General features: G+C 60.0%; 24 protein-coding genes. 17 read left to right on the forward strand and 7 right to left on the reverse strand.

Annotated features, from left to right (window positions below; all coding sequences use genetic code 11):
- Positions 1–75 precede the first annotated feature (75 nt).
- Positions 76–453 carry an MAPEG family protein gene (locus tag FMN63_RS01555; protein WP_148582181.1) on the reverse strand — a complete coding sequence of 126 codons (378 nt, stop codon included), beginning with the start codon at positions 451–453 and terminating at the stop codon, positions 76–78.
- 231 nt (positions 454–684) lie between these two features.
- Between FMN63_RS01555 and FMN63_RS01560 the strand changes: the two genes are divergently transcribed.
- From FMN63_RS01560 to FMN63_RS01625, 15 genes are all read left to right on the forward strand, one after another.
- A complete protein-coding gene (locus tag FMN63_RS01560; RefSeq protein ID WP_209000878.1) occupies positions 685–1,140 on the forward strand; it encodes an arsenate-mycothiol transferase ArsC in 456 nt (151 codons plus the stop codon).
- Between the two features lie 124 nt (positions 1,141–1,264).
- Positions 1,265–1,762 (forward strand): protease inhibitor Inh/omp19 family protein, encoded by a 498-nt coding sequence (locus tag FMN63_RS01565; protein WP_209000879.1) that lies wholly within the window; start codon positions 1,265–1,267, stop codon positions 1,760–1,762.
- A 74-nt stretch (positions 1,763–1,836) separates the two neighbouring features.
- The gene (locus FMN63_RS01570) at positions 1,837–2,619 is read left to right on the forward strand and encodes a DUF7662 domain-containing protein (protein WP_148582184.1); all 783 of its coding nucleotides are present in this window, start codon (positions 1,837–1,839) and stop codon (positions 2,617–2,619) included.
- Positions 2,620–2,915: 296 nt separating this feature from the next.
- Complete coding sequence (locus tag FMN63_RS29330) at positions 2,916–3,092, forward strand: hypothetical protein (RefSeq protein WP_153297086.1); 177 nt, start codon at positions 2,916–2,918, stop codon at positions 3,090–3,092.
- Between the two features lie 163 nt (positions 3,093–3,255).
- The gene (zapE, locus tag FMN63_RS01575) at positions 3,256–4,413 is read left to right on the forward strand and encodes a cell division protein ZapE (RefSeq protein ID WP_148582395.1); all 1,158 of its coding nucleotides are present in this window, start codon (positions 3,256–3,258) and stop codon (positions 4,411–4,413) included.
- Positions 4,414–4,586: 173 nt separating this feature from the next.
- Entirely contained in the window at positions 4,587–5,549 is a 963-nt protein-coding gene (gene mdh, locus FMN63_RS01580; RefSeq protein ID WP_148582185.1) for a malate dehydrogenase, read from the forward strand.
- Positions 5,550–5,624: 75 nt separating this feature from the next.
- The gene (gene sucC, locus FMN63_RS01585; protein WP_148582186.1) at positions 5,625–6,824 is read left to right on the forward strand and encodes an ADP-forming succinate--CoA ligase subunit beta; all 1,200 of its coding nucleotides are present in this window, start codon (positions 5,625–5,627) and stop codon (positions 6,822–6,824) included.
- Positions 6,825–7,733 carry a succinate--CoA ligase subunit alpha gene (gene sucD / locus FMN63_RS01590; RefSeq protein ID WP_148582187.1) on the forward strand — a complete coding sequence of 303 codons (909 nt, stop codon included), beginning with the start codon at positions 6,825–6,827 and terminating at the stop codon, positions 7,731–7,733.
- A 206-nt stretch (positions 7,734–7,939) separates the two neighbouring features.
- A complete protein-coding gene (locus FMN63_RS01595; RefSeq protein ID WP_148582188.1) occupies positions 7,940–10,927 on the forward strand; it encodes a 2-oxoglutarate dehydrogenase E1 component in 2,988 nt (995 codons plus the stop codon).
- A gap of 64 nt (positions 10,928–10,991) precedes the next feature.
- Positions 10,992–12,542 carry a 2-oxoglutarate dehydrogenase complex dihydrolipoyllysine-residue succinyltransferase gene (gene odhB / locus FMN63_RS01600; RefSeq protein WP_148582189.1) on the forward strand — a complete coding sequence of 517 codons (1,551 nt, stop codon included), beginning with the start codon at positions 10,992–10,994 and terminating at the stop codon, positions 12,540–12,542.
- Between the two features lie 133 nt (positions 12,543–12,675).
- The gene (locus FMN63_RS01605; RefSeq protein ID WP_148582190.1) at positions 12,676–13,290 is read left to right on the forward strand and encodes a LysE family translocator; all 615 of its coding nucleotides are present in this window, start codon (positions 12,676–12,678) and stop codon (positions 13,288–13,290) included.
- 44 nt (positions 13,291–13,334) lie between these two features.
- Positions 13,335–14,744 carry an LIC10280 family protein gene (gene lfb1 / locus FMN63_RS01610; protein WP_148582191.1) on the forward strand — a complete coding sequence of 470 codons (1,410 nt, stop codon included), beginning with the start codon at positions 13,335–13,337 and terminating at the stop codon, positions 14,742–14,744.
- 31 nt (positions 14,745–14,775) lie between these two features.
- Positions 14,776–15,534, forward strand: coding sequence for an SDR family oxidoreductase (locus tag FMN63_RS01615; protein ID WP_148582192.1), 759 nt, complete (start codon positions 14,776–14,778; stop codon positions 15,532–15,534).
- Between the two features lie 42 nt (positions 15,535–15,576).
- Entirely contained in the window at positions 15,577–16,980 is a 1,404-nt protein-coding gene (gene lpdA, locus FMN63_RS01620; protein ID WP_148582193.1) for a dihydrolipoyl dehydrogenase, read from the forward strand.
- 227 nt (positions 16,981–17,207) lie between these two features.
- The gene (locus FMN63_RS01625; RefSeq protein ID WP_148582194.1) at positions 17,208–18,746 is read left to right on the forward strand and encodes a hypothetical protein; all 1,539 of its coding nucleotides are present in this window, start codon (positions 17,208–17,210) and stop codon (positions 18,744–18,746) included.
- A gap of 99 nt (positions 18,747–18,845) precedes the next feature.
- Here the strand turns inward: FMN63_RS01625 and FMN63_RS01630 are convergent, their stop codons facing one another.
- Positions 18,846–19,265 carry a MerR family transcriptional regulator gene (locus FMN63_RS01630; RefSeq protein WP_148582195.1) on the reverse strand — a complete coding sequence of 140 codons (420 nt, stop codon included), beginning with the start codon at positions 19,263–19,265 and terminating at the stop codon, positions 18,846–18,848.
- A 126-nt stretch (positions 19,266–19,391) separates the two neighbouring features.
- Between FMN63_RS01630 and FMN63_RS01635 the strand changes: the two genes are divergently transcribed.
- Positions 19,392–19,988, forward strand: coding sequence for a cation efflux transmembrane domain-containing protein (locus FMN63_RS01635; protein WP_286192513.1), 597 nt, complete (start codon positions 19,392–19,394; stop codon positions 19,986–19,988).
- 22 nt (positions 19,989–20,010) lie between these two features.
- Here the strand turns inward: FMN63_RS01635 and FMN63_RS01640 are convergent, their stop codons facing one another.
- The 3 genes from FMN63_RS01640 to FMN63_RS01650 form a co-directional block, all read right to left on the reverse strand.
- Positions 20,011–20,964 (reverse strand): metallophosphoesterase, encoded by a 954-nt coding sequence (locus FMN63_RS01640; protein ID WP_148582197.1) that lies wholly within the window; start codon positions 20,962–20,964, stop codon positions 20,011–20,013.
- 173 nt (positions 20,965–21,137) lie between these two features.
- Entirely contained in the window at positions 21,138–21,371 is a 234-nt protein-coding gene (locus FMN63_RS01645; RefSeq protein WP_148582198.1) for a hypothetical protein, read from the reverse strand.
- Between the two features lie 119 nt (positions 21,372–21,490).
- Positions 21,491–21,895 (reverse strand): serine/threonine protein kinase, encoded by a 405-nt coding sequence (locus FMN63_RS01650; RefSeq protein ID WP_148582199.1) that lies wholly within the window; start codon positions 21,893–21,895, stop codon positions 21,491–21,493.
- Between the two features lie 124 nt (positions 21,896–22,019).
- Here FMN63_RS01650 and FMN63_RS01655 point away from each other — a divergent pair, with 124 nt between their 5' ends.
- Positions 22,020–22,523: a GNAT family N-acetyltransferase gene (locus FMN63_RS01655; RefSeq protein WP_148582200.1), complete on the forward strand. Its 504-nt coding sequence runs from the start codon at positions 22,020–22,022 to the stop codon at positions 22,521–22,523.
- A 3-nt stretch (positions 22,524–22,526) separates the two neighbouring features.
- Here FMN63_RS01655 and FMN63_RS01660 read toward each other — a convergent pair whose 3' ends face one another.
- Entirely contained in the window at positions 22,527–23,486 is a 960-nt protein-coding gene (locus tag FMN63_RS01660; RefSeq protein ID WP_148582201.1) for a tyrosine recombinase XerC, read from the reverse strand.
- A 293-nt stretch (positions 23,487–23,779) separates the two neighbouring features.
- Positions 23,780–24,433, reverse strand: a complete 654-nt coding sequence (gene fsa / locus FMN63_RS01665) for a fructose-6-phosphate aldolase (RefSeq protein ID WP_148582202.1) — start codon at positions 24,431–24,433, stop codon at positions 23,780–23,782.
- Positions 24,434–24,604: the final 171 nt, after the last annotated feature.

Here is a 24,604-nt window from a genome sequence, read left to right on the forward strand (position 1 = left end):
TCGTTAACGAAATCAGCTTCTTGGTGCAAATGATCGTTGTACGATTTTCAGGATCGAAGCCCGCTCACAAGCGGCTCAACTCCACAGGGAACTGGTAAAAATTGCCAGCGATGTCAAGAAGGAGGCAGCCCAGGCGAGTGAGCGTGGCGTTGCCCGGTCCGCCCAGTAGCAGCCGATATAAATGATCCTCAGTAGCACAAAAAGCACAGCGAGCCTGTCGATCCAGTGCGGATCACCGCCCTGGTTGAGGCCGACGAAAGCGGCAACTGCGAAAAGAGGGAAGGCTTCGAAGCCATTTGCCTGTGCTCCCTGCGCCCGGGCGCGGAACCCGTCTCGCCAATACTCCGGATCGCGCGGACGGGCATTGTCGAAGGACTTGTTCAGTTTCGCCGGAAAGACCGAAAGTATAGGCAGGATGGCGGCGGCAAGGATGCACCAGAAGACAGTCGGCATAGGGGGCTCCTCTTGGGCTTGTTTCAAGGTTCGGGGCAATCCCGCAATGAGGGACCTGCAGAACGCCTGCCTGTGCGCGAGCGCTTGAGCGCAGGTTTATCAGCCTCCGGAAAGATATCCTCATGATTTTCATGTCTCTACCGGCTTTGTCATAAAGTTTTCCCGTCGCAGCGGTAGGGGGAGGCCGCCCATGGCATCCCTGTCATGACCCGACCCGCGAAGGAAAGCCAAGTGCCAAAAACAACCGTTCTGTTCGTCTGTCCGGACAACAGCCTGCTGTCGCCCCTGGCCGAAGCCTATCTGAATTTTCGGGCAGGCGGCCTGATGCGGGCCTTTTCCGCAGGCGTGGCGCCTTCGCAAAGCCTGAGCCGGCACGTGCGCCGGCTTCTGTCGGCGCGGGGTATCGATGCCGATGGCCTCGCCCCCAAACCGGTGGGCGTTTTCCTGATGCCGCACGCGGAAATTCCCGACAGGGTGGTCTATCTCGCCGATCAGGAACCTGTCGTCTTGCCGCCCCAATGGAAAACCACGACGTCCAGCCATTGGTGGCACATTGCGGCAAAGCCGCCTTTTCCGGAAGGTTTTGCTGCCTGCGCGGCCTATTTCGAGAGGATCGCAGGCGCTATAGACCGGCTTGTGGAGCCGCCGAAATCAGCCGGTGCCGACGTATCGAACCGCGTCGCCTGACAGATGTTGAGATCGCCGATTTTCAGGATTTTGGATTTTCGACAAATTGTGGGCTAAGAGTGGCTCCCATATTGGGACGAAGGTGAGGGATTGATTCGTCATGATGCGCGCGGGAAAGTTTTTTTTGATTGTTGGCCTGGTAGTTCTGGCTGCGGGTTGCCAGAGATTGTCCGGGGGGCGCAACTATGCCGCACCGCTGCCGGCGACCCCGACAACGCCAGTAGGCTCAGGACAGCTTGCCCCGCTCGATCCGAACGCACAAGGCGCCGGCCTTGACGATCCATCCGCTCAGCCGACCGACTTGGCGAGCAACCCGGTTGCAGCCCCAGCCGATGCCAAGGAAGTTGGTCGGACAGACCTCCTGGGCGGCTGGAAACTTGCCTCCGGGAGCGACAACTGCATGGCCTTCATGACACTGACCTCGTGGTCCGGTGGCTACCGAGCAAATACCAGAGGTTGTACCTCTCCGGTACTGTCCGGGATCTCTGCCTGGGACCTGACCGGCAATCAGGTGGTTCTGAAAGACGGTAGCGGCCAGATCGTTGCACAGCTTTATTCCAGCGCTCCCGGTAAGTTTAACGGTCAAACCTCAACCGGATCGCCGATCTCGCTGTACCGTTAATACCCCTCCGTATTAATGCTAGACAGCTCGCGCTATAGGTGTATATTTGCATGGCTACCGGAAAGGCTGTGCAAATGTCAAAATATGAACCACTGCGGGAACACTTGGCGCGTCTGGAAGACGTTGTCTGGGCGGCCAAGCTGAACGAAGTTGAAGATATCATAGGTTCGTCTCTTCCCAAAAGCGCCCGGGAACACCGGACCTGGTGGGCCAATTCCGGCGGCAGCCTGGTTCACCAGAATGCATGGCTGGACGCCGGGTGGCGGGTGGAGCGCACCGACCTGATGCGCGACGTCATTGTTTTCCGGCGGTTGCGCATCGGTGGCACCATAGCCGGGTCGTCCACCCGCGCGGACAGGTCGACCAGGACACCGCAGAAGACGGCGGAAAAGCGTCTCTCCAAGGAAATGGCCGCGCTGCGTCAGCCTGCAACCGTAACGTTGCGGTCCGAATGGACCACGCTTGGCGACGTTCAGCGCACGCCCTGTTCCAATTCCATCGTTCCGCATGAAGGCGGCATTATGCGCTTTGCCACCATGCAGGGAGACGAGGTGGTGACTGCTATCGTCGCCACATTGTCAGTCCACAAGGCTTATCGCAGCATGCGCATGGCAATGAAGGGTCTTGACGACGATACCGGAAGCAGTGTCGGCGTGGATCTCTTCAAGAAGGCCGGTTTCGATGCCGCAACCCCGATCGAATGCGATGTGGTCAAGTCGGGCAACGCCTGGCTGCTGACCGACGGCCGCGGGCGCAAGGCCAATCTGGACGATCAATCCGAATGTTATCTTGTCGCTCAACTACTCTATCTTCAGGAAGTGCAGAACGGTCGCAAGACGGCGCTTTATCTGCGCTAGACGTATCATGCTGTTATCGTCTGGAAGCTTCCGGTGCCCAGGCGATAACGGAAAAGAGGCAGCGGCGCTCTCCGGCGACGCCGCATCGTAAATGGGCACAAGTGCCTTATTGCGTTCCTCCCGCACAGGTCCCCTCCCTGTGCAAAGCGCTCGTAACCTACTTACCGGTTGCGGGCGCTTTTGTTTTGCCTGCTCCTCCAGACATTCAATCCAGCAGCGGCTCTCATCACATCTGCAATTTTCAGTTCGGATAACATCAGCCCAAAGGTCAGTCTGTTGCTTCCTGGACGTGTCGGATGCCGAAGTCTTCTTCCGGATGCGGTGCCGCGATCAGGTCTGACGCCGAACATACGCTGCATAATCTGGTTTACGAGATCGAGCGGCGGACGGAGCTGCAGAACGTTCAACAGCACATCGGCCTGGCGAAGCCAGTCTGGATCGTGTGGCTGCAACGTAATCCTCTTGAGGCCTGAAATCCTGAAATTTCCAGCGGTTGAAATGCAAATTCGTAAGAGTGTGTGATCGGATTCAATCATATCATGACTTGCATCTGCGACGTTTTGACCTTATTTCGCCGTGCAAATAGATACGTCCAAGACCCCATGAATTCTCATGGAGGGAGCAGCACCTTTGAAAATGGAACTGCCGGTCAACCGCGCCCTCAGCGCTCGCTACGACGCGCTAATCGCTTCGGGTGAGATCAAGGAAGACCCCGTGCAACGGGAGGCTGTGCGCCAGCTCGATCTCCTGAACACCCGCCTCGCCGAAACCCGGCTGGCCTCCAAGAAAAGTTCTCTTGGTTGGCTTTTCGCCAGCAAGAAGAACCAGCTCTGGGCCTCCGTGCAGGGGCTTTACATGTGGGGGGGCGTCGGGCGCGGCAAGACGATGCTGATGGACCTCTTTTACGAGGTCACGGTCATACGCCGCAAACGGCGGGTGCATTTCCACGAATTCATGAACGATGTGCACGATCGCATCCACGCCCATCGCCAGGCGCACAAGCGCGGCGAGGTCAAGGGGGACGATCCGATCCCGCCCGTGGCAAAGCAGATTGCGGAAGAAACGCGCCTGCTGCTGTTTGATGAGTTTTCCGTCACGGACATTGCCGATGCCATGATCCTCGGCCGTCTGTTCACCCAGCTGTTCGAACGCGGCGTCATCGTGGTCGCCACATCAAACGTCGAGCCGTCAAGTCTCTACAAGGACGGCCTCAACCGCCAGCTCTTCCTGCCGTTCATTCAGTTGCTGACGACCAAGGTGGAAGTGCTGCATCTCGATTCTCCGACGGACTATCGCCTGGAGAAGCTCGGCGGTGCGCCGGTCTACGTCACACCCCTGGGCGAAAGCGCGGATGCGCACATGGATAAGCTCTTCGCCAAGCTGACCAATGGGTTAGCGCTCCATTCGGCTGAGCTTGAGAACAAGGGCCGCAAGATTGCCGTTCCCTGCGTGGCGGGCGGGGTCGCGCGGTTCTCCTTCAACGACCTGTGCTCGCAACCGCTGGGGGCGAGTGACTATCTGCGCGTCGCCCATGCGTACAGCACGGTGTTTCTGGACAATGTCCCCGTGCTGTCCAAGGCGCGGCGCAATGAAGCCAAGCGTTTCATCAATCTGATCGATACGCTTTACGATAACGGCACCAAGCTGGTTGTCTCCGCTGAGGCCGAACCACAGGATCTGTATGTTGGTGAGGACGGCACGGAAGCTTTCGAATTCGACCGCACATCGTCGCGGTTGATCGAAATGCGGTCCGAGGCGTACCTTGCGGGTGAAAGACGGAATACACACGCATAGGTCTGCATTCCCTATAGGTGAATTATGCAGGCGGGAAGATATGGGAAAATTTGCCCGCCATCGCGCAATATTCTTTTGGCGAGGTTGCGCGGGCGGACCAAAGGGAGTAGTGCCATCCTCAGTCATCAGAGGATGGCATAGAGTTCCATCTTACGTAAAGGGAAACTTTCGAAATGGCGCGGAACAAGATTGCCTTGATCGGCTCTGGTCAGATCGGCGGCACACTCGCACATCTGGCAGGTTTGAAGGAACTGGGAGACATCGTGCTCTTCGACATCGCGGAAGGTGTTCCGCAGGGTAAGGCGCTCGATCTGGCTGAGTCCTCCCCGGTCGACGGCTTCGATGCCAAGCTGGCAGGTGCCAACAGCTACGAAGCCATCGAAGGCTCGGACGTTGTCATCGTCACCGCCGGTGTTCCGCGTAAACCTGGTATGAGCCGCGACGACCTTCTGGAAATCAACCTGAAGGTTATGGAGCAGGTTGGCGCCGGCATCGCAAAGTATGCCCCGAACGCATTCGTCATCTGCATCACCAACCCGCTCGACGCGATGGTCTGGGCCCTGCAGAAGTTCTCCGGCCTGCCGAAGAACAAGGTCGTCGGCATGGCCGGCGTTCTCGACAGCTCCCGTTTCCGGTACTTCCTGGCGGACGAATTCAACGTCTCCGTCGAAGACGTGACCGCATTCGTTCTTGGCGGCCACGGCGACACCATGGTGCCGCTGACCCGCTACTCCACCGTCGCCGGCATTCCGCTCACCGACCTCGTCAAGATGGGCTGGTGCACGGCCGAGCGTCTGGAAGAAATCGTCCAGCGCACCCGTGACGGCGGCGCAGAGATCGTTGGCCTGCTGAAGACCGGCTCCGCTTTCTACGCTCCGGCTGCTTCTGCCATCTCCATGGCTGAAAGCTACCTGAAGGACAAGAAGCGCGTCGTGCCGTGTGCGGCTGCCCTCGACGGCCAGTATGGCCTCAAGGACACCTACGTGGGCGTTCCAGTCGTGATCGGCGCTGATGGCGTCGAGCGCATCATCGAAATCGACCTGCAGGGTGAGGAAAAGGCAAACTTCGACAAGTCCGTCGCATCTGTCGACGGCCTGGTCGAGGCCTGCAAGAAAATTCAGCCGGCGCTCGCCTGAACCGGGCCCGCCTAACGGAATTTGCGGCCGTTCTTCCCTTAGGGAGGGACGGTCCTCCGACAACGGGGGAAACACATGAACATTCATGAATATCAGGCCAAGGCTGTCCTGAAAGAATACGGTGCACCGGTGGCAGAAGGCGTTGCCATCTTCTCCGCCGACGAAGCCGAAGCAGCCGCCAAGAGCCTTCCGGGCCCGCTCTGGGTCGTGAAGTCACAGATCCACGCAGGTGGACGCGGCAAGGGCAAGTTCAAGGAACTGTCCGCCGACTCCAAGGGCGGTGTTCGCCTGGCTTTCTCGCTGGACGAAGTCACGTCCAACGCCAAGGAAATGCTCGGCAACACGCTGGTCACCAAGCAGACCGGCGCAGCAGGCAAGGTCGTCAACCGTCTCTACATCGAAGACGGCGCCGACATCGAGCGTGAGCTTTACCTCTCCATTCTGGTCGACCGCACCGTCGGACGCCCGGCATTCGTTGTCTCCACCGAAGGTGGCATGGACATTGAAGCGGTTGCCGAAGAGACCCCCGAAAAGATCGTCACCCTGCCGATCGATCCGGAAGCCGGTGTCACGGAAGCCGATGCCGCCAAGCTGTGCGATGCACTGGAACTGACCGGCGCAGCGCGTGAAGACGGCATGAAGCTGTTCCCGATCCTGCACACGGCGTTCGTCGAGAAGGACATGAGCCTTCTGGAAGTGAACCCGCTGATTGTCATGAAGGACGGTCACCTGCGCGTTCTGGACGCCAAGGTCTCCTTCGACGGCAATGCCCTGTTCCGTCATCCGGACATCATGGAACTGCGCGACATCACCGAAGAAGACGAGAAAGAGATCGAGGCGTCCAAATACGACCTCGCTTACGTCGCTCTCGACGGTGATATCGGCTGCATGGTCAACGGCGCCGGCCTTGCCATGGCAACCATGGACATCATCAAGCTCTACGGTGCCGAGCCGGCCAACTTCCTCGATGTTGGCGGTGGTGCTTCCAAGGAGAAGGTGACGGCCGCTTTCAAGATCATCACGTCCGATCCGAACGTGAAGGGCATCCTGGTCAACATCTTCGGCGGCATCATGCGCTGCGACGTGATCGCGGAAGGCGTGGTTGCAGCCGTCAAGGAAGTCGGCCTGCAGGTTCCGCTCGTTGTCCGCCTGGAAGGCACCAACGTGGAACTCGGCAAGACAATCATCAACGAAAGCGGTCTGAACGTGATCGCAGCTGATGATCTCGACGACGCCGCCCAGAAAATCGTGAAAGCCGTGAAGGGGGGCGCGTAAATGTCCATCCTCGTCAATAAAGACACGAAAATCATCGTTCAGGGCCTGACCGGCAAGACCGGCACGTTCCACACGGAACAGGCACTTGAATACTACGGCACCAAGATGGTCGCCGGCGTGCACCCGAAAAAGGGTGGCGAGACCTGGTCTTCGGGTCTCGACAGCGCAGCGTCCCTGCCGATCTATGCGACCGTTGGCGAAGCCAGGGAAGCAACCGGTGCCGATGCGTCCGTGATCTACGTTCCGCCGGCAGGCGCGGGCGCTGCGATCATCGAAGCCATCGAAGCCGAAGTTCCGTTCATCGTCTGCATCACCGAGGGCATCCCGGTTGCCGACATGGTCAAGGTCAAGGCCAAGCTGGAGAAATCCAAGTCGCGCCTTCTCGGCCCGAACTGCCCGGGTATCCTGACCCCGGAAGAGTGCAAGATCGGCATCATGCCGGGTTCCATCTTCAAGAAAGGCTCCGTCGGTGTTGTTTCCCGCTCCGGCACCCTTACTTATGAAGCTGTCTTCCAGACCACCAATGCCGGCCTCGGCCAGACGACGGCTGTCGGCATCGGTGGCGACCCGGTCAAGGGCACCGAGTTCATCGACGTCCTGGAAATGTTCCTGGCCGACGACGAAACACAGTCGATCATCATGATCGGCGAAATCGGTGGTTCTGCGGAAGAAGACGCGGCGCAGTTCCTGAAGGACGAAGCCAAGCGCGGTCGGTCCAAGCCGATGGCTGGTTTCATCGCCGGACGGACAGCGCCTCCGGGCCGTACCATGGGCCACGCCGGTGCCGTTATTTCAGGCGGCAAGGGCGGTGCAGAAGACAAGATCGCTGCGATGGAAGCTGCTGGCATCAAGGTGTCACCGTCTCCCGCGAAGCTCGGCGAGACCCTTCTCGAAGTCTTGAAGGGCTGATTCTGCAAGAATCTTTCGCGATAGGGACGGAAACTGTTTACGTTTCCTGTCGCATGATGAAAGGATGGGTTCCGGCGCGGTTGACGTGCCGTAACCATTTTTCGAGGGGTCGGTGGAAACCATCGGCCGTTGTAGGGAAACCGGCCGCGGGTCAATTTTTCGGGCCCGCCTAAACAAAAGGGCGGAGGATACCTCCGCTAAAGGACATGGCACGGCAGGAAGCGAACAACGTATTCGCACTGACGTCGTTGCTTTACGGCGCCAACGCAGCCTATATCGAAGACCTCTACGCACAGTACAAGACAGATCCGAGCTCGGTTGATGCCGACTGGCAGGACTTCTTTGCTGCCTTCCAGGACGAGAAGGAAGCCGTGCTGAAAGAGGCTCGCGGGGCGACCTGGAAACGCAAGGACTGGCCGATCGAGGCCAACGGCGACCTCGTCAATGCATTCGACGGCAACTGGGGCCCGATTGAGCAGAAGCTCGGCGAAAAACTGAAAAAGAAGGCCGAAGCCAAGGGCGAACCGATCTCGGATCAGCAAGTTCATCAGGCGACACGCGATTCCGTTCGCGCCCTGATGATGATCCGCGCCTATCGCATGCGTGGCCATCTTCATGCGGACCTCGACCCCCTCGGCCTGGCTGGCAAGGGCGATCACGAGGAACTGCATCCCTCGTCCTACGGCTTCACCGAAGCCGACTGGGACCACAAGATCTTCATTGACCATGTTCTGGGTCTGGAATACGCCACCATCCGCGAGATGTTGGACATCCTGAAGCGGACCTATTGCTCGACCCTGGGTGTCGAGTTCATGCACATCTCCGATCCGGCGGCCAAGTCCTGGATTCAGGAGCGCATCGAAGGTCCGGACAAGCAGGTGGCCTTCACGACGGAAGGCAAGAAGGCGATCCTGAACAAACTGATCGAAGCCGAAGGGTTCGAAAAGTTTCTGGACGTCAAATACACGGGGACCAAGCGCTTCGGTCTGGATGGCGGTGAAGCGCTCATCCCGGCGCTGGAACAGATCATCAAGCGCGGCGGCTCCCTGGGCCTGAAGGAAATCGTGTTCGGCATGGCCCACCGCGGCCGTCTGAATGTGCTTTCCCAGGTGATGGCCAAGCCGCACCGGGCAATCTTCCACGAGTTCAAGGGCGGCTCCTACACGCCGGACGATGTGGAAGGCTCCGGCGACGTGAAGTATCACCTCGGCGCTTCGTCCGACCGCACCTTCGACGGCAACGACGTTCACCTGTCGCTGACGGCAAACCCGTCGCATCTGGAAATTGTCAACCCGGTAGTTCTCGGCAAGGCGCGCGCCAAGCAGGACCAGCTGGCTGCCGACGAGGATGGAAATTTCGTCGACACGACCGAGATCGATCGTGGCACGGTTCTGCCGCTGCTGCTGCACGGCGACGCCGCATTCGCCGGCCAGGGTGTTGTTGCCGAATGTTTCGGCCTGTCCGCTCTGCGCGGCCACCGCACCGGCGGTTCGGTCCATGTGATCATCAACAACCAGATCGGCTTCACCACCAATCCGCGCTTCTCGCGGTCCTCGCCCTATCCGTCGGACATGGCGAAGGTGATCGAGGCGCCGATCTTCCACGTGAATGCGGATGACCCGGAAGCGGTTGTCTTCGCAGCCAAGATCGCGATCGAATATCGCCAGATGTTCCACCGTCCGGTGGTCATCGACATGATCTGCTATCGCCGCTTCGGCCACAACGAGGGCGACGAGCCGGCGTTCACGCAGCCGATCATGTACCGCAAGATCCGCAAGCATGCGACAACGCTGCAGCTCTACTCGGATCGCCTGATCAAGGAAGGCGTTCTGACGCAAGACGAAGTCGATCACATGAAAGCCGACTGGCGCAAGCATCTGGACGACGAGTTCGATGCCGGCCAGGCCTTCAAGCCGAACAAGGCCGACTGGCTGGACGGCAAGTGGGCGGGCATGAAGCGTGCTGCCGACGAGGACGACCCACGGCGTGGTGAAACCGGCCTGCCGATTGAGGATCTGAAGTCGCTCGGCCGGGCTCTGACCCACGTGCCGGATGGTTTCAACATTCACCGCACCATTGCGCGCTTCATGAACCATCGTGAGCGCATGATCGAGACCGGTGAAGGCATCGACTGGGCAACTGCCGAAGCGCTCGCCTTCGGTTCGCTGCTGAAGGAAGGCCACCCGGTGCGTCTGTCCGGTCAGGATTGCGAACGCGGCACGTTCTCGCAGCGCCATTCGGTTCTGTACGATCAGGAAGACGAGAGCCGGTATATTCCGCTCAACAACGTCTCTCCCAACCAGCAGCGTTACGAGGTCATCAACTCGATGCTCTCGGAAGAGGCCGTCCTGGGCTTCGAATACGGCTACTCGCTGGCAGAGCCGCGCGGCTTGACCTTGTGGGAAGCGCAGTTCGGCGATTTTGCCAACGGGGCGCAGGTGTTGTTCGACCAGTTCATCTCTTCGGGTGAGCGCAAGTGGCTGCGCATGTCCGGCCTTGTCTGCCTGTTGCCGCATGGCTACGAAGGCCAGGGTCCGGAACACTCCTCCGCCCGTCTGGAGCGTTTCCTCCAGCTTTGTGCAGAAGACAACATGCAGGTAGCGAACTGTTCGACCCCGTCGAACTACTTCCACATTCTGCGCCGTCAGCTTTGCCGCGATATCCGCAAGCCGCTGATCCTCATGACGCCGAAGTCCCTGCTGCGGCACAAGAAAGCTGTGTCGACGCTGAAGGAACTCGGACCGGATTCCACTTTCCACCGCCTGTTGTGGGACGACTGGGGCCCCAACCTGAACTCGGATGGCAAGCTGGTTTCGGACGACAAGATCCGCCGTGTCGTGATGTGCTCGGGCAAGGTCTATTACGATCTGTTCGAGGAACGCGAAAAGCGCGGCATCGACGACGTCTACCTGCTTCGTGTCGAACAGCTGTATCCGTTCCCGAAAAAGGCCCTGATGCTAGAACTGGCCCGCTTCCCGCAGGCGGAAATGGTCTGGTGTCAGGAAGAGCCCAAGAACATGGGCGGCTGGTTCTTCGTTGAGCCCTATATCGAATGGGTCCTGGAACAGATCGACGCCAAGCACAAGCGCCCGCGCTATGCAGGCCGCAATGCGATGGCATCGACCGCAACCGGCCTGATGTCTTCGCATCTGGCGCAGTTGCAGGCGTTCCTCGAAGAGGCTCTGGGAAGTTAGTCACAAGAGGGCCTTCGGGCCCTCTTTCAAAAATTTGGCCAGGTAATTTTAAGAGAAGGCGACCATGGCAATCGAAATTCGCGTCCCCACGCTGGGTGAATCTGTTTCCGAAGCGACTATTGCACAGTGGTTCAAGAAACCGGGCGACGCCGTCAGCCAGGACGAACCCCTTGTGGAACTGGAAACCGACAAGGTGACCGTCGAAGTTCCGGCACCGGCCGCAGGCACCCTGGAAAGCATTGTGGTCAAGGAAGGCGACACCGTTGAGGTCGGCGCCCTGCTTGGTCAGATTGCTGAAGGCGCCGGTGCTCCGGCCGCAAAGGCTGACGCGGCTCCCAAAAAGGCGGAAGCCGCTCCGGCAAAGGCCGACCGCAAGGAAGAAGCCAAATCCGAAAAGGCCGAACTGGTCGATGTCGTCACTCCGAGCGCGGGCGAATCCGTCACCGAGGCAGAAGTCGGCGAATGGAGCGTGAAGGTCGGCGATGTCGTCAAGGCCGACGATACACTGGTGGAACTGGAAACCGACAAGGCGGCGCAGGAAGTTCCGGCCCCGGTCGCAGGCACCATCGTCAAGATCGCTGTCGAAACCGGCACGACCGTGGAACCAGGCGTTCTGCTGTGTCAGATCGATCCGTCGGGCGCCGGCGCCGCTGCCGGCAAGGAAGCCTCTGCTTCTACAGAACCGGCTGCATCCGCTCCCCAGGCAAGCGGTGGCTCCTCCATGCCGCCGGCACCATCCGCTCAGAAGATGATGGCGGAAAACAATCTCTCGGCCGATCAGGTTTCAGGGTCCGGCAAGCGCGGTCAGGTGCTGAAGGAAGACGTCATCAACGCCATCGCCTCTGGCGCTACATCCTCCGGCTCGGCATCGTCGGCAGCTCCTGTTGCCCGTGGTCCGGTTGCCGCACAGGATGAAGTCCGCGAAGAACGCGTCCGCATGACCAAGCTGCGTCAGACCATTGCGCGCCGCCTGAAGGACGCGCAGAACACCGCGGCCATGCTGACCACCTACAATGAAGTCGACATGGGCCCGGTCATGGAACTGCGCAAGCAGTACAAGGACCTGTTCGAGAAGAAGCACGGTGTCAAACTCGGCTTCATGGGCTTCTTCACCAAGGCGGTGACCCACGCTCTGAAAGAGATTCCGGCGGTCAATGCCGAAATCGATGGCACCGACATCATCTACAAGAACTTCTGCCACATCGGCGTCGCCGTCGGCACGGACAAGGGCCTCGTGGTTCCGGTTGTGCGCGATGCGGACCAGATGTCCATCGCCGAGATCGAACAGGAAATCGGCAATCTTGGTCGCAAGGCGCGGGACGGCAAGCTGGGCATGGGTGATATGTCCGGTGGTACCTTCACCATCTCCAATGGTGGCGTGTACGGTTCGCTGATGTCTTCGCCGATCCTGAACGCACCGCAGTCCGGTATCCTGGGCATGCACAAGATCCAGGAACGTCCGATGGCTGTGAACGGCCAGGTGGTGATCCGTCCGATGATGTATCTGGCGCTCTCCTACGATCACCGGATCGTCGACGGCAAGGAAGCCGTGACCTTCCTGGTTCGCGTCAAGGAAAGCCTGGAAGATCCGCAGCGTCTGGTTCTGGATCTCTGATCCGGTTCCGCTGCCGTGCGGGCGGCTTGCCAGTCACAGGCAAAGCGCCCGGACATTTCAAGGATGCCTGGCCGGCGGCGTTTGATCGTCAACGCTTGAACGCCCGCCTGTCCGATCGAGGAGAAGCCGCATTATGAGCCTGGAATTTCTGATAACTGCTCTCGTCGTGGTGCTTGTTCCAGGCACAGGTGTTGTTTACACGGTCGCCGTCGGGCTTGGCAGGGGACGTCAGGCGTCCGTTGCCGCGGCCTTCGGCTGCACGCTCGGTATCGTTCCGGCGATCCTGGCGTCCATCGTGGGCCTTGCGGCTCTGATGCACACCAGCGCCCTTGTGTTCCAGGGCGTGAAATACGCTGGCGTTGCCTATCTGCTCTACCTTGCCTGGCAGACGCTGAAGGACAGCGGGCCGATGGAACTGAAGGCTGACAAAAGCGCGCGCAAGAGCTTCGTCGCAACGGCGCGCACCGGCTTTCTGATCAACATTCTCAATCCCAAGCTGACGGTATTCTTCCTCGCTTTCCTGCCGCAATTCGTCAGCCATGATGCGCTCAATCCGACGCTCGACATGCTGCTGATGGGCGGTGTCTTCATGGCGATGACCTTCGTGGTCTTCGTCATCTACGGCGCGTTCGCCTCGCTGGTCGGCGAGAAAGTGCTGAAGAGCGACCGGGTCATGGTCTGGATGCGCCGGACGGTGGCGGCAACCTTCGCCGGGTTCGGCTTGCGGCTGGCTCTGGCGGAGCAATAATCGCGTCATCGCCAGGGGGTGAGACGGTCGGGAGGAACAGGAATATGAACGCCATAAAGCGTTGTGCCCTTTCGGCTGTTCTTGTGGTCTGGACTGTCCTTGGCCTCATCTGCGCGGCGCATGCCGGCGAGCAACGCACCGCACTGGTGATCGGCAACGCGCAATACGGCTACGGGCCACTGGCCAATCCGGTCAACGACGCGGTCGCCATCACTCGGGCCCTCGACAAGGCCGGGTTCGATGTCATTCTGCAGACAGATGCCGACCAAGATGCAATGCAGCAGGCGATCCAGGCGTTCGGCGACCGGCTGAAGGCGAAAGGCGGCGTCGGCCTGTTCTTTTACGCCGGGCATGGTGTCCAGATTAACGGCGAAAACTACCTGTTGCCTGTGGCCAGTGAAGCGCCCGCAAACGAGGCTCTGCGTCAGCAGTCGGTTGCGGTCAGCGAAGCCGTCGAGATGATGACGTCGTCTCATGACGGGCTCAATATCATCGTGCTCGACGCCTGCCGCAACAATCCGCTCGGTGGCGCAGCGTCCGGCTTGTCACGGATCGACAGCAGTGGGCGCCTGTTCGTGTCCTATTCGACGTCTCCCGGTGCCGTGGCTCTGGACGGGCAGGGCAGCAACAGCCCCTACACCAAGCATCTGGCCAGCGCCATAGCGACCCCGGCTCTCAATCTGGAAGAAACCTTCAAGCGCACCCTGAAAGGTGTGTTCCAGGAAACGGATGGTCAGCAAACGCCCTGGATCTCCTCGACTTTCTTCGGAGATTTCACCTTCGTTGACGACGGCAGTGGAAATCCGGCAGGATCGCTGCCCAAGATGACCGCTCTCGCGGCAATCGGAACCGCTCTCAGGGAGAGTGCCGCGCGCACCGGCCCCGCCCGGCAGATCTCCGGTGTCTACAGGGTCGACGGAACCAACCCCAACGGCTCCTCCTACGACGGCATGCTTGCGGTCACTCCGGAAGATCGCAATGTCCGGTTTACCTGGTGGATCGGGAACGACATATTCACCGGTGTAGGTGAGTTCGCGGGCCGTATGCTGGTGGTCAACTGGGGAGACAAGCATCCGGTGGTCTATTCCATCACCGGCACGGATGCGCTGGACGGTGAATGGGCGGACGGCTCCGCGAGCGAGAAACTGATGCTTTTCGCACGGGCCGCCCCGACCGCCGCGGAGGGTCTGGCGGGTACTTATTCGGTCGCAGGCCGCAACCCGAACGGCACGACCTATCAAGGGACGGTCGAGCTGGCGCAGCAGGGACGGAAATACACGCTGTTGTGGACGGTTGGTGCCAGCAGCTATCGCGGTGTGGGCACGCTGGAAGGCAACGTCCTGACGGTGGACTGGGGGGGCAAGACACCCGTGGTCTACGCGGTTATGGAAGACGGGCGCCTGAGAGGCCTTTGGGCCGCAGGCCGCGGTGCAGAAGAACTGACACGCCTTTAATGGCAATTGGAACGCAAACCAGTGGGAATTCATGGCTGACACAGTTGTATTGGTGACGGGCGGAAGCCGGGGGATCGGCGCAGCCATCAGCCGGAAAGTCGCGGCAAGCGGCCACAAGGTGCTCGTCAACTACACGCACAACCAGGCCGCGGCCGATGCTCTTGTTGAGGAACTCAAGGCAGCCGGCGGCGAGGCGGTCGCAGTTCGGGCCGACGTCCAGAACGAAGCCGATGTGCTGCATCTTTTCGCCGAAGCCGACAGGCTCGGCACGCTCAAGGGTCTGGTCAACAATGCCGGTGTCGTCGACTTGTCCCAGCGTGTTGACGAAATGTCACTGGAACGGCTGACGCGGATGTTCTCCATCAACGTCATTGGCGCGTTCCTGTGCGCCCGCGAGGCGGTTAAGCGCATGTCGACCAAGCACGGCGGCACAGGCGGAGGGATCGTCAACCTGGGCTCTGCGGCCTCGAAGCTGGGCGCCCCCGATCAATACGTCGACTATGCTGCCTCCAAGGGCGCGATCGATACCATGACGGTGGGGCTGGCGCTGGAAGTTGCCGACGAAGGCGTTCGCGTCAACGGCGTTCGCCCGGGCATCATCGATACCGAAATTCACGCCTCGGGTGGCCATCCCGACCGGGTGGCCCAGTTAAAGTCCAAACTGCCGATGAAACGTGCCGGAACCGCCGATGAGGTGGCCGAAGCGGTTCTGTGGCTTCTCTCCGACATGTCCAGCTATACGACCGGGGCCATCCTTGATGTGTCCGGCGGCCGGGCAATCCTTCCCTAACCCCCATTCGAACCAGAAATGAAAGAGGCAAAGGCGACCAAAATGTCCCAATATGATCTCGTCGTCATCGGAACCGGTCCTGGCGGCTATGTGTGCGCAATCAAGGCCGCGCAGCTCGGCCTGAAAACGGCCGTCGTCGAAAAACGCGCAACGCTTGGCGGCACCTGCCTCAACATCGGCTGCATTCCCTCCAAGGCGCTGTTGCATGCTTCGGAAATGTTCGAGGAAGCAGGACACGGTTTCGAGAAACTTGGCATCAAGGTGCCCAAGCCCAAGCTCGATCTGCCGGTGATGATGGAGCACAAGACCGGTGTGGTCGACGCCAACGTCAACGGCGTTTCCTTCCTGATGAAGAAGAACAAGATCGACGTTCACACCGGCACCGGCAAGATCCTTGAAAAGGGCAAGGTCGAAGTGACCGATGCCGACGGCAAGGCAAACGTTCTGGAAACGAAGAACATCGTCATCGCCACCGGATCGGATGTCATGCCTCTGCCGGGCGTCGAGATCGACGAGAAGCAGGTCGTCTCGTCAACCGGCGCGCTGGAACTGGACAAGGTTCCGGGCAAGCTGGTTGTCGTTGGCGGCGGTGTCATCGGTCTGGAACTCGGCTCCGTCTGGAACCGTCTCGGATCGGATGTGACCGTGGTCGAGTTCATGGACAAGATCCTCGGCCCGATGGACGGCGACGTGTCCAAGAACTTCCAGCGTATGCTGAAAAAGCAGGGCATGGAGTTCAAGCTCTCTTCCAAGGTCACCGGTGTCGAGAAAAAGGGCAAGGGCCTTGCCGTGACCGTTGAGCCGGCCAAGGGCGGCGATGCACAGGTGATCGAGGCGGACATCGTGCTGGTCGCCATCGGCCGTCGTCCCTACACCGAAGGGCTGGGCCTCGATAAAGCAGGCGTTGGTCTCGATGACCGTGGCCGTGTGCAGATCGATAACCACTACAAGACCAATGTCGACGGCATCTACGCCATCGGCGATGTCGTCGCCGGCCCGATGCTGGCCCACAAGGCCGAGGATGAGGGTGTCGCTCTGGCCGAGATCCTGGCCGGTCAGGCAGGGCATGTGAACTATGATGTGATCCCGGGCGTTGTCTACACCCAGCCGGAAGTCGCTTCCGTCGGCAAGACCGAGGAAGAACTGAAGGCCGCTGGTGTCGAATACAAGACCGGCAAGTTCGCCTTCTCCGCCAATGGACGCGCGCGCGCGATGAACAAGACCGATGGCTTTGCCAAGGTTCTGGCGGATGCCAAGACCGACCGGGTGCTTGGTGTTCACATTGTCGGCTTCGGTGCTGGCGAGATGATCCACGAAGCTGCCGTGCTGATGGAATTCGGTGGCTCTTCCGAGGATCTTGCACGCACCTGCCACGCGCACCCGACCATGTCGGAGGCTGTGAAAGAGGCGGCTCTCGGCGCATTTGCAAAGTCGATCCACTCGTAAGCCACGTGTTTCGTATCATCACGATATCGCTCAGGGGCATCCGGTTACCGGGTGCCCCTTTGCATTTTCCGGGCGCTGATACGCGGAGCGATGGGTCGCTCACCGGACGCGGCTTTCAGATGTAAAATATTGCAACTATTCGTAAAGTGGGCGATGTATCTACAACCGATACAGTAGGGTAGGGTCCAATCAGAGGGTCTGCATTTCAATAAACGGCAGGTGATGCTTTGGTTGAAAGGCGATGGGGCAGTAACGGGAATCCGTATTTATCCGGCATCTGGCAGCTTGTGGTGGCGGGGCTGGTGCTGCCGCTGGTCTGCGGTCTGGTGTTTTTCTGGCCAGACAGGACCATCCCCTATGTGGACGATCTTTTTTTCATCCCCTGGGCGTCTGAATTTGCCCAGACCGGTCATCACGTCAATCCGCTTCTGGCGGTTCAGTTTCCGGGACTGGAAAACTACCACCTCCAGCCGAGACTGCATCTCATTCTGGCCGGCTGGTTTCTGGCGGTAACCGGCGTCAGCATAGCAACAATCGTGCTGTTCGAATTCCTGTGTTATGTCGCGACCAGCCTTGTCTTTGTCGTGTTCTGCCTCAGGTCGAACCTGCGAACGGCGGCGTTTTTCACACCGCTGGTCTTCGCGCCGATGTATGTCGTTTCCGGCTTTCGACTGGAACTCACGGGCGCTCTCATCTGGATGCTGGGCCTTCTTTTGCTTCTGCCGATAGCGGCCAAGGCTGTCACGGGTGAGGCGCGGCAGACCGGCAGCGAGACCGCTGCAAGTATCGCCGGCACCGCGCTTATGGGAATAGCGCCGCTGACCGGTCTTTCCATGCTGGCCTGGAGTGTTGGCGTTATCGCCGTGCTGCAGATCTGGAGGCTCAGGACGCGTCAGGCAAGTATCGCACGGGTGCTGAGCGAAGGCCTTGTGGCCTTTGCCATCGCTGCCACGCTCTTTGCAGTTTCGGTGAATTTCGAGTTTGCGGAGTTCTTTCGGCAGATCGCCTATCACGCGACGCGGTCTCATGGCTCCGGCCGGTTCAACGTCGAAGCTATCTTCCGGGCAGCCATGTTTGCGGGCGTGGCGTGGTTTGTTTTCCGCAAGTCGCGCACCCTCGGGCTGATCTGTTTTTGTCTAGCGGTGGGACAATTCCTTGGCGCCGTCGTGCACGACCGCCCGCTCATCCGCAATCTTGCCGCCGCCATGCTGTTTCTGATGGCCGTCGACACGCTACTGGACACCCGTTGGCAAAGGGTCAAGCTGGGCCTTTGCGTCGCGCTGGTTCTGGTGCTGTCCGCCAATTTCATCGTTTTCTACGTAGTCTCGCAGCCACTGCCCAACAGGCCCGCTGTGGTCGAGGCATACCGGCAGGATCTGGCGGACGGCAAGCGTGTCTTCATCGATGAAACAATGGCCCATCATTTTCTGGATCAGCAGACGTCCGGTGCCCTGTCCTGGACCTGGGGCGGCACGTTCCCGAAGGGACGCCCGACCAGCATGGCAGACCTGAAGGAAGGCGATGTCTGGTATGTCAGCGAATATACGCTGCTGGGGTATCTGAAAGGCAGGCACGACGTTGCCCAAAAGGTCTGGCCACAGAACGAGTATCACCATGTGCTGCAGTTCTCCTGCAGTCTGGGTCGTCATTCCTGCAATCTGCCCGCCAAACGCTGGACAATGATGCGTCTGGAAAGGCGTGAGGGAACCGTGATGGCGACAGAGCTCGGTGCAGGCACGGCCCCAAGACCAATCGCCGAAAAATAGGAGTTCGCTCGCTGGCTGGCAGGGCTGACACGAGAGCGTCTGCGGCGTCCTCTCAAAGCGATCGAACCCGCCGTGCCTTTTGGCATCTGTTCAACTCGGTCAGTGCTCCTGCAGGCAAAGTCCGTGGTCGCCGAAAGCCTTCAGAACGTTGCATTCGGTCACCGTGTGATCGCCTTCGCAGCTTGTTGCGATGCGTTTCAATTCGGCTTCCAGCTTGCGCAGGTGGGCGATCCGCTGGCGCACCGCCTTCAGTTGATCTTCGGCGATGCGGTTCGCCGTTTCGCAGGGTTTGTCCGGATGCTGGCTGAGGTCGATCAGGTCTCGGATGGCCGGCATGGGCAGGCCGAGGTCGCGGCAGTGCTTGATGAAGCCGAGCCTTTCCAGATCGCTGGACCGGAAGCGCCTCTGGTTGCCTTCGCTGCGCAAAGGCGCCTCCAGCAGGCCTTCCTTTTCATAGTAGCGGATGGTCGGAACCTTCACGCCTGTCCGTCTCGACAGATCGCCAATTGAAAAATCCATAAAAAGCCTCTTGAAGCTCTAGTCGCTATAGCAATTAAAAGGGACAGGTACCGAAAATCAAGCGACTCGAACAAGGAGTGGATCATGGGTGCCTGTTGCGGACATTCCCACGGAACATTTGACGGAATGTCGACGGACTATCGCCGCCGCCTCTGGCTGGTGATAGCGCTGAACGGCGGCATGTTCATCGTCGAGATGATCGCCGGTCAGGCGGCCGGCTCCAAGGCTCTGCAGGCCGATGCCCTCGATTTCTTTGGCGACGCCGTAACCTACGGCATATCGCTCGCAGTGATCGGCGCATCGCTGAAAACACGGGCCCTGGCAGCGCTTGCAAAGGGCACCAGTCTGTTTCTGATGGGTGTGTGGGTGGCGGCAACCACGCTTTACCAGGTCTTCGTGCTCGGCGTGCCAGAGGCGGCAGTGATGGGCTCCATCGGCTTTCTGGCGCTGGCAGTGAACCTTTCAAGTGTCCTGCTGCTGGTCCGCTACAAGGATGGGGACGCCAATGTGCGGTCCGTGTGGCTGTGCTCGCGCAACGATGCCATCGGCAACGTGGCCGTCATGCTGGCAGCTGCTGGCGTCTGGGGGACCGCAAGCGCCTGGCCGGATCTAATTGTCGCCGGTCTGATGGCGGCTCTGTTCGTCAGTTCCTCGGTCCAGATCCTGAGCCAGGCTATCCGCGAATATCGCCACAAGACGGAGCACGAAGTGGCGGCGGAATGACCGGCGCGGCAGAATGAGCCTCTCAAACGGTGGTGCCTCCCAGATGCACCACCGTTATTTCAGGCGGTACACCGAAGCGGACCGGAAGGATCGAGCATCCAAGACCGCCGGAAATGATCAGGTGACGGGGCTCTGTCAGAAGGTTCAGGTGCCTTGCAATCCGTGTTCCTTCCGTTTCAACAATGTGGCCGTAGACATAGCTTTTGGCGCCCTGCTTGGGAAAGGCCGGTTTGTAACCGAAACAATTGACCTGACCGCCGTGGGTGTGTCCGCTGAGCGTCAGGCTGACGCGGCCCGGCACTTCGCGGATGATGTCAGGCTCATGGGCCATCAGCAGCACGGGCGCATCGTCCGTCACCTGCGCAAGCGTTCCGCTCAGATCATCAAGGCCTTTCCAGTGGTACCGTTTGACCTTGCTGCGCGGTCTCAGTGCAAGCTGGTCGTCAAGGCCGGCAAGCCAGAAGGCATGGCCATCCTTCTTGATGCGCCGCGCCCTGTTCTGGTAAAGAGGAATGCTGGCATTCAGCAGCGCCTGGCCGTATTTGGTCGGCCCGCCGCCGCTTAGCTGGGCATCCGCATCGTCCCACCAGTCGTGATTGCCGAGAATGGCATGGGTTCCGAGCGGGGCCGAGAGATCACCGAAAAGATCCGCCCAGGCCTGTGGCGGGATCGGATCATATTGCCATTTGTGGCTGGCGACATAATCGCCCAGCATCAGGATGATGTCCGGCTTCAGCGCGTTCGTCTGCCGAACGATGGAGCGAACCCGCTCCAGCCCCATCCAGGGATCGCAGATATGCGGGTCGGCGATCACCGCGGCTGTCAGCTTCAGGCCCTCCGGCCATCGCGGGGGCGTCAGATGATAATGCTTCAGGTTGAGGCGGAAGGGCTCAATGCCGATGGCATAGGCAGGGGCCGAAACGGCGCCCAGCATGGCGATGCCACAGGTTTGCAGGAAGCGGCGTCTGGAAATCATGAGACAATGTCGACCGGTTCTTCAGGATAATCGCAAGTGAACCGGGATGTTGGCGCGGGGATGCGGCCTGAGGGAGGCAGGTTTCAGCAGATTTCGTGCAGACGTCGTTTATGCAAAAACAAGCCCGCTGCGCGGCAGCGGGCCTTGGTCAGGATCTTGTCTGTCCGGAAGGATCAGTCCGATAGGGTTTCGCCCCCGGTTGGTTGAATGACGCTCTCGTTCACGATGGCATCGCTGAGATCGTTGGTGGCAATGGCCACATCCGAGCCGGTCTCCGGCAGGACAGGCGTTTCCGCCACGGTCATCTGCTTGGCCTGTGCCGACTTGTTCCAGCTGCACGCTGCGGCTGGTGCAATTGCAAACGCAGTTACGGCAAGGGCCGCGATGCCGGTGCTCAATAAGCGCATGTTACCTCTCCTCGCATTGGCGTGCGCGAAAATCACGCAGTCTTCCGTAAGGTAAGGCAATTCGCGGGGCTGACAAGGATAAAGCGGAACAGGATTGTTGTCCTACGGCCCCTTGCCGGCTACTTGCGCTGGAGATTGTAGGTGTTTTCGGTGCGTGGTTCCGACAGATCGTTGACAACGTTGATCACGTGGACATCCAGAAGATCGCCAAAGGCGCGCAAGGTGAGCTGTTTGCTGCTCAGAAAGCCGATCAGCAACACCTGAATGGCACCATCGGAGCGCATCTCCGCTTTGGTCCAGCCCCATTTGCAATCGCGCGGGATACACGACGTGAAGGCGCGTACACGCACATGCACGGCCTCGTTCTCGCATCGGCTGTCCACTTCAATGCGCGAGATTTCCTTCGGCTTGGCATCCGGATAAACCCAGACGCCATCTTCAGGAAGCGGACAATAGACGCGCTGCGCCACCGAGGGCACGGCCGACATCAGAAGAAGACCGGCTGCGAGCAGAAACAGACGCATTCGTTATCTCCCGGTGAAAAAAAGCTCTTTCAGCAACCTAACCGTTTGTGGCGGCAGCGGCTACAACGGAGTTGGCGCATCCCGGGATTCGAACCAATTTCCCTTCACCAAACAGAGGCTTGCCATGCAAACACTTGAAACGCCCCGGTTTCGCCTGCGCCTGCCGGCAAAAACGGACTTTCCCGTCTACAGGGCCTTTTATGCGGATGGTGAGGCGTCACGCTTTTATGGCGGCCCCCTGCGTGAGGACATGGCCTGGCGGGTGCTGGCAGGCCACCTTGGCCACTGGCAATTGCGCGGCTACGGCATTTGGGTGATCGAACCGAAAGCAGGAGGGAACATCATTGGCGGGTGCGGCTTTGTCTGGCCGGAAGGCTGGCCAAGGCGGGAACTGACCTGGTGGCTGATGCCGCAGTCCCGCGGCACCGGTGCGGCGGTGGAAGTCTCCGAGGTGGCGATCTGCCACGCTTACCAGGTGTACGGCTGGCCCTTGGTCGAAACGCATATGAAGGATGACAACGAGGCAGCGAAGGGGCTGGTGCGCAAACTTGGCGGCGAACCGATTGCGCGCGACCTGTTTCCAGACGGCCTGGAGCGGACGGTCTACGGATTTCCGAAAGCTGACTGACCTTTACCGGCGCGGATGTGCCTTGTCGTAGGCGGCCAGCAGATGGGCGCTGTCGATTTCGGTATAGATCTGTGTCGAGGCAAGGCTGGCGTGGCCGAGCAGCTCCTGAATGGTTCTGAGGTCGCCGCCGCCGGCCAGCAGATGCGTGGCAAACGAGTGGCGCAGGGCATGCGGGGTTGCGCTGTCGGGCAGTCCGAGTGCGCCGCGCAGGCGCGCCATCGCCAACTGGATCATGCGCGGGTTGAGTGGTCCGCCGCGCGCGCCAAGAAACAGCGGCCCTTCGGGTGAGATCGCATAGGGGCAGAGCTTCAGATAATGCTCGACTGCCTGAGAAACCGCAGGCAGGATCGGCACGATCCGTTCCTTGCCGCCCTTGCCGACGACACGAAGCGTCTTTGCGCCGGTCTTCGGGGCCATGGCACCGGTCAGCGACAGCGCTTCTGAAATCCGCAGGCCGCAACCGTAAAGCAGGGTCAGGACGGCAGCATTGCGGGCTTCCAGCCAGGGCTCGCTTTCCATCGCCAGCTCACCGCTGGTCACGTCGATGGCATCCTTGGAGGAGACAGGTTTCGGCAGGGAGCGTGCCTGGCGCGGCGGCCGCACGGCAGCGGAAGCTGCGGCGTTCACTTCTCCGCGCCGCTCCAGAAATCTCAGAAAGGAACGAATCCCGGCAAGGCCGCGGGCAAGAGACCGGCTCTGCACGCCATCCCGGCGGCGGCTTGCCAGAAAGCCCCGAAAATCGGCCGGCCTAAGCGTTGCAATCTCCTTGAGGTCCGGTGCCCCGCCCAGATGGTTGGTCAGGAACCGCAGGAACTGCCGAAGGTCGCGCTCGTAGGCTAGCAGCGTCTTGTCTGAAAGGCGCCGCTCGTCGCAGAGGTGGTCCAGCCATTGGTCGACGCGCCGGTTAAGCTCCGGCTGGGCACAAACGAGAAGCGAATCGGACGTGGAAGATGCGGCGCACATGACATCACCTTGGCGCTTCATCCCCAACGGTTCGGTTAACGCGGTGCCGCTTTTGGGGTGTTTTTGGGCTCGGGCGGGCGTATTTCCGTACGTTGCCCCAACGTTCGCGTTGGCCGCGTCATCGAGACAAGCACCGTACGTTCAGAAGATTGCCGATGGGGCGCCGGTTTGCACGGCTGTCGCGCGTTCTTTCCCATCGGCGCTTCCCGGCAATCGAATCGTTCCGGAATTTGGAAAGACGGCAGTCTGGCGGCCCGGATATCCGGGCCGCGCCTGTTCTGGCAGGGATGGGGTCAGAGAATGCTCTGGCCGGTCTTCTTCCAGTCGGCCAGGAAGGTTTCCAGGCCCTTGTCGGTCAGCGGATGCTTGACCAGTGCCTTTAGTGTTGCCGGCGGTACGGTTGCAACGTCGGCACCGATGATGGCGCAATCCTTGACGTGGTTCGGCGTGCGGATCGAAGCGGCCAGAATTTCCGTTTCGAAGCCGTAGTTGTCGTAGATCACGCGGATTTCGCGGATCAGCTCCAGCCCGTCGGCGTGAATATCGTCCAGACGGCCGATGAACGGCGAAATGTAGGTTGCTCCCGCCTTCGCGGCGAGCAGGGCCTGGTTAGCCGAGAAGCACAGGGTGACGTTCGTCTTGGTGCCTTCCTCGGTCAGCTGCTTGCAGGCCTTCAGGCCATCGAAAGTCAGCGGCAGCTTGATGACGACGTTGTTCGCGATCGCGCTCAAAACGTGCGCTTCCTTGATCATTGTGTCGAAATCGGTTGCAGCCACTTCAGCAGAGACGTCGCCTTCGGTGATGGCGCAGATCTCGGCGATGACTTCCTTGAAGTCCCGGCCGGATTTTGCGATCAGCGACGGGTTGGTGGTCACGCCATCGAGGAGACCGGTGGATTCCAGTTCCTTGATTTCAGCCGTGTCGGCCGTATCGACGAAGAATTTCATCTGTCTTTACTCCCTGTAGGGCTACCGGAGCGGCGCCGGAAACCTGGTCCCGCCGTGCGGGACAAAACGATTGCGTGGTCAGCTGAGCTCTCTTTACCTTAGGATGATGACAAGAAGAACCCCTGATTCTCCGGTGGACGAAATTTTTGCGGTACGTACCTCAGGAATTGG

Origin of the sequence: Stappia sp. BW2 (genome assembly GCF_008107695.1) — a bacterium.
Lineage (GTDB): Bacteria > Pseudomonadota > Alphaproteobacteria > Rhizobiales > Stappiaceae > Roseibium.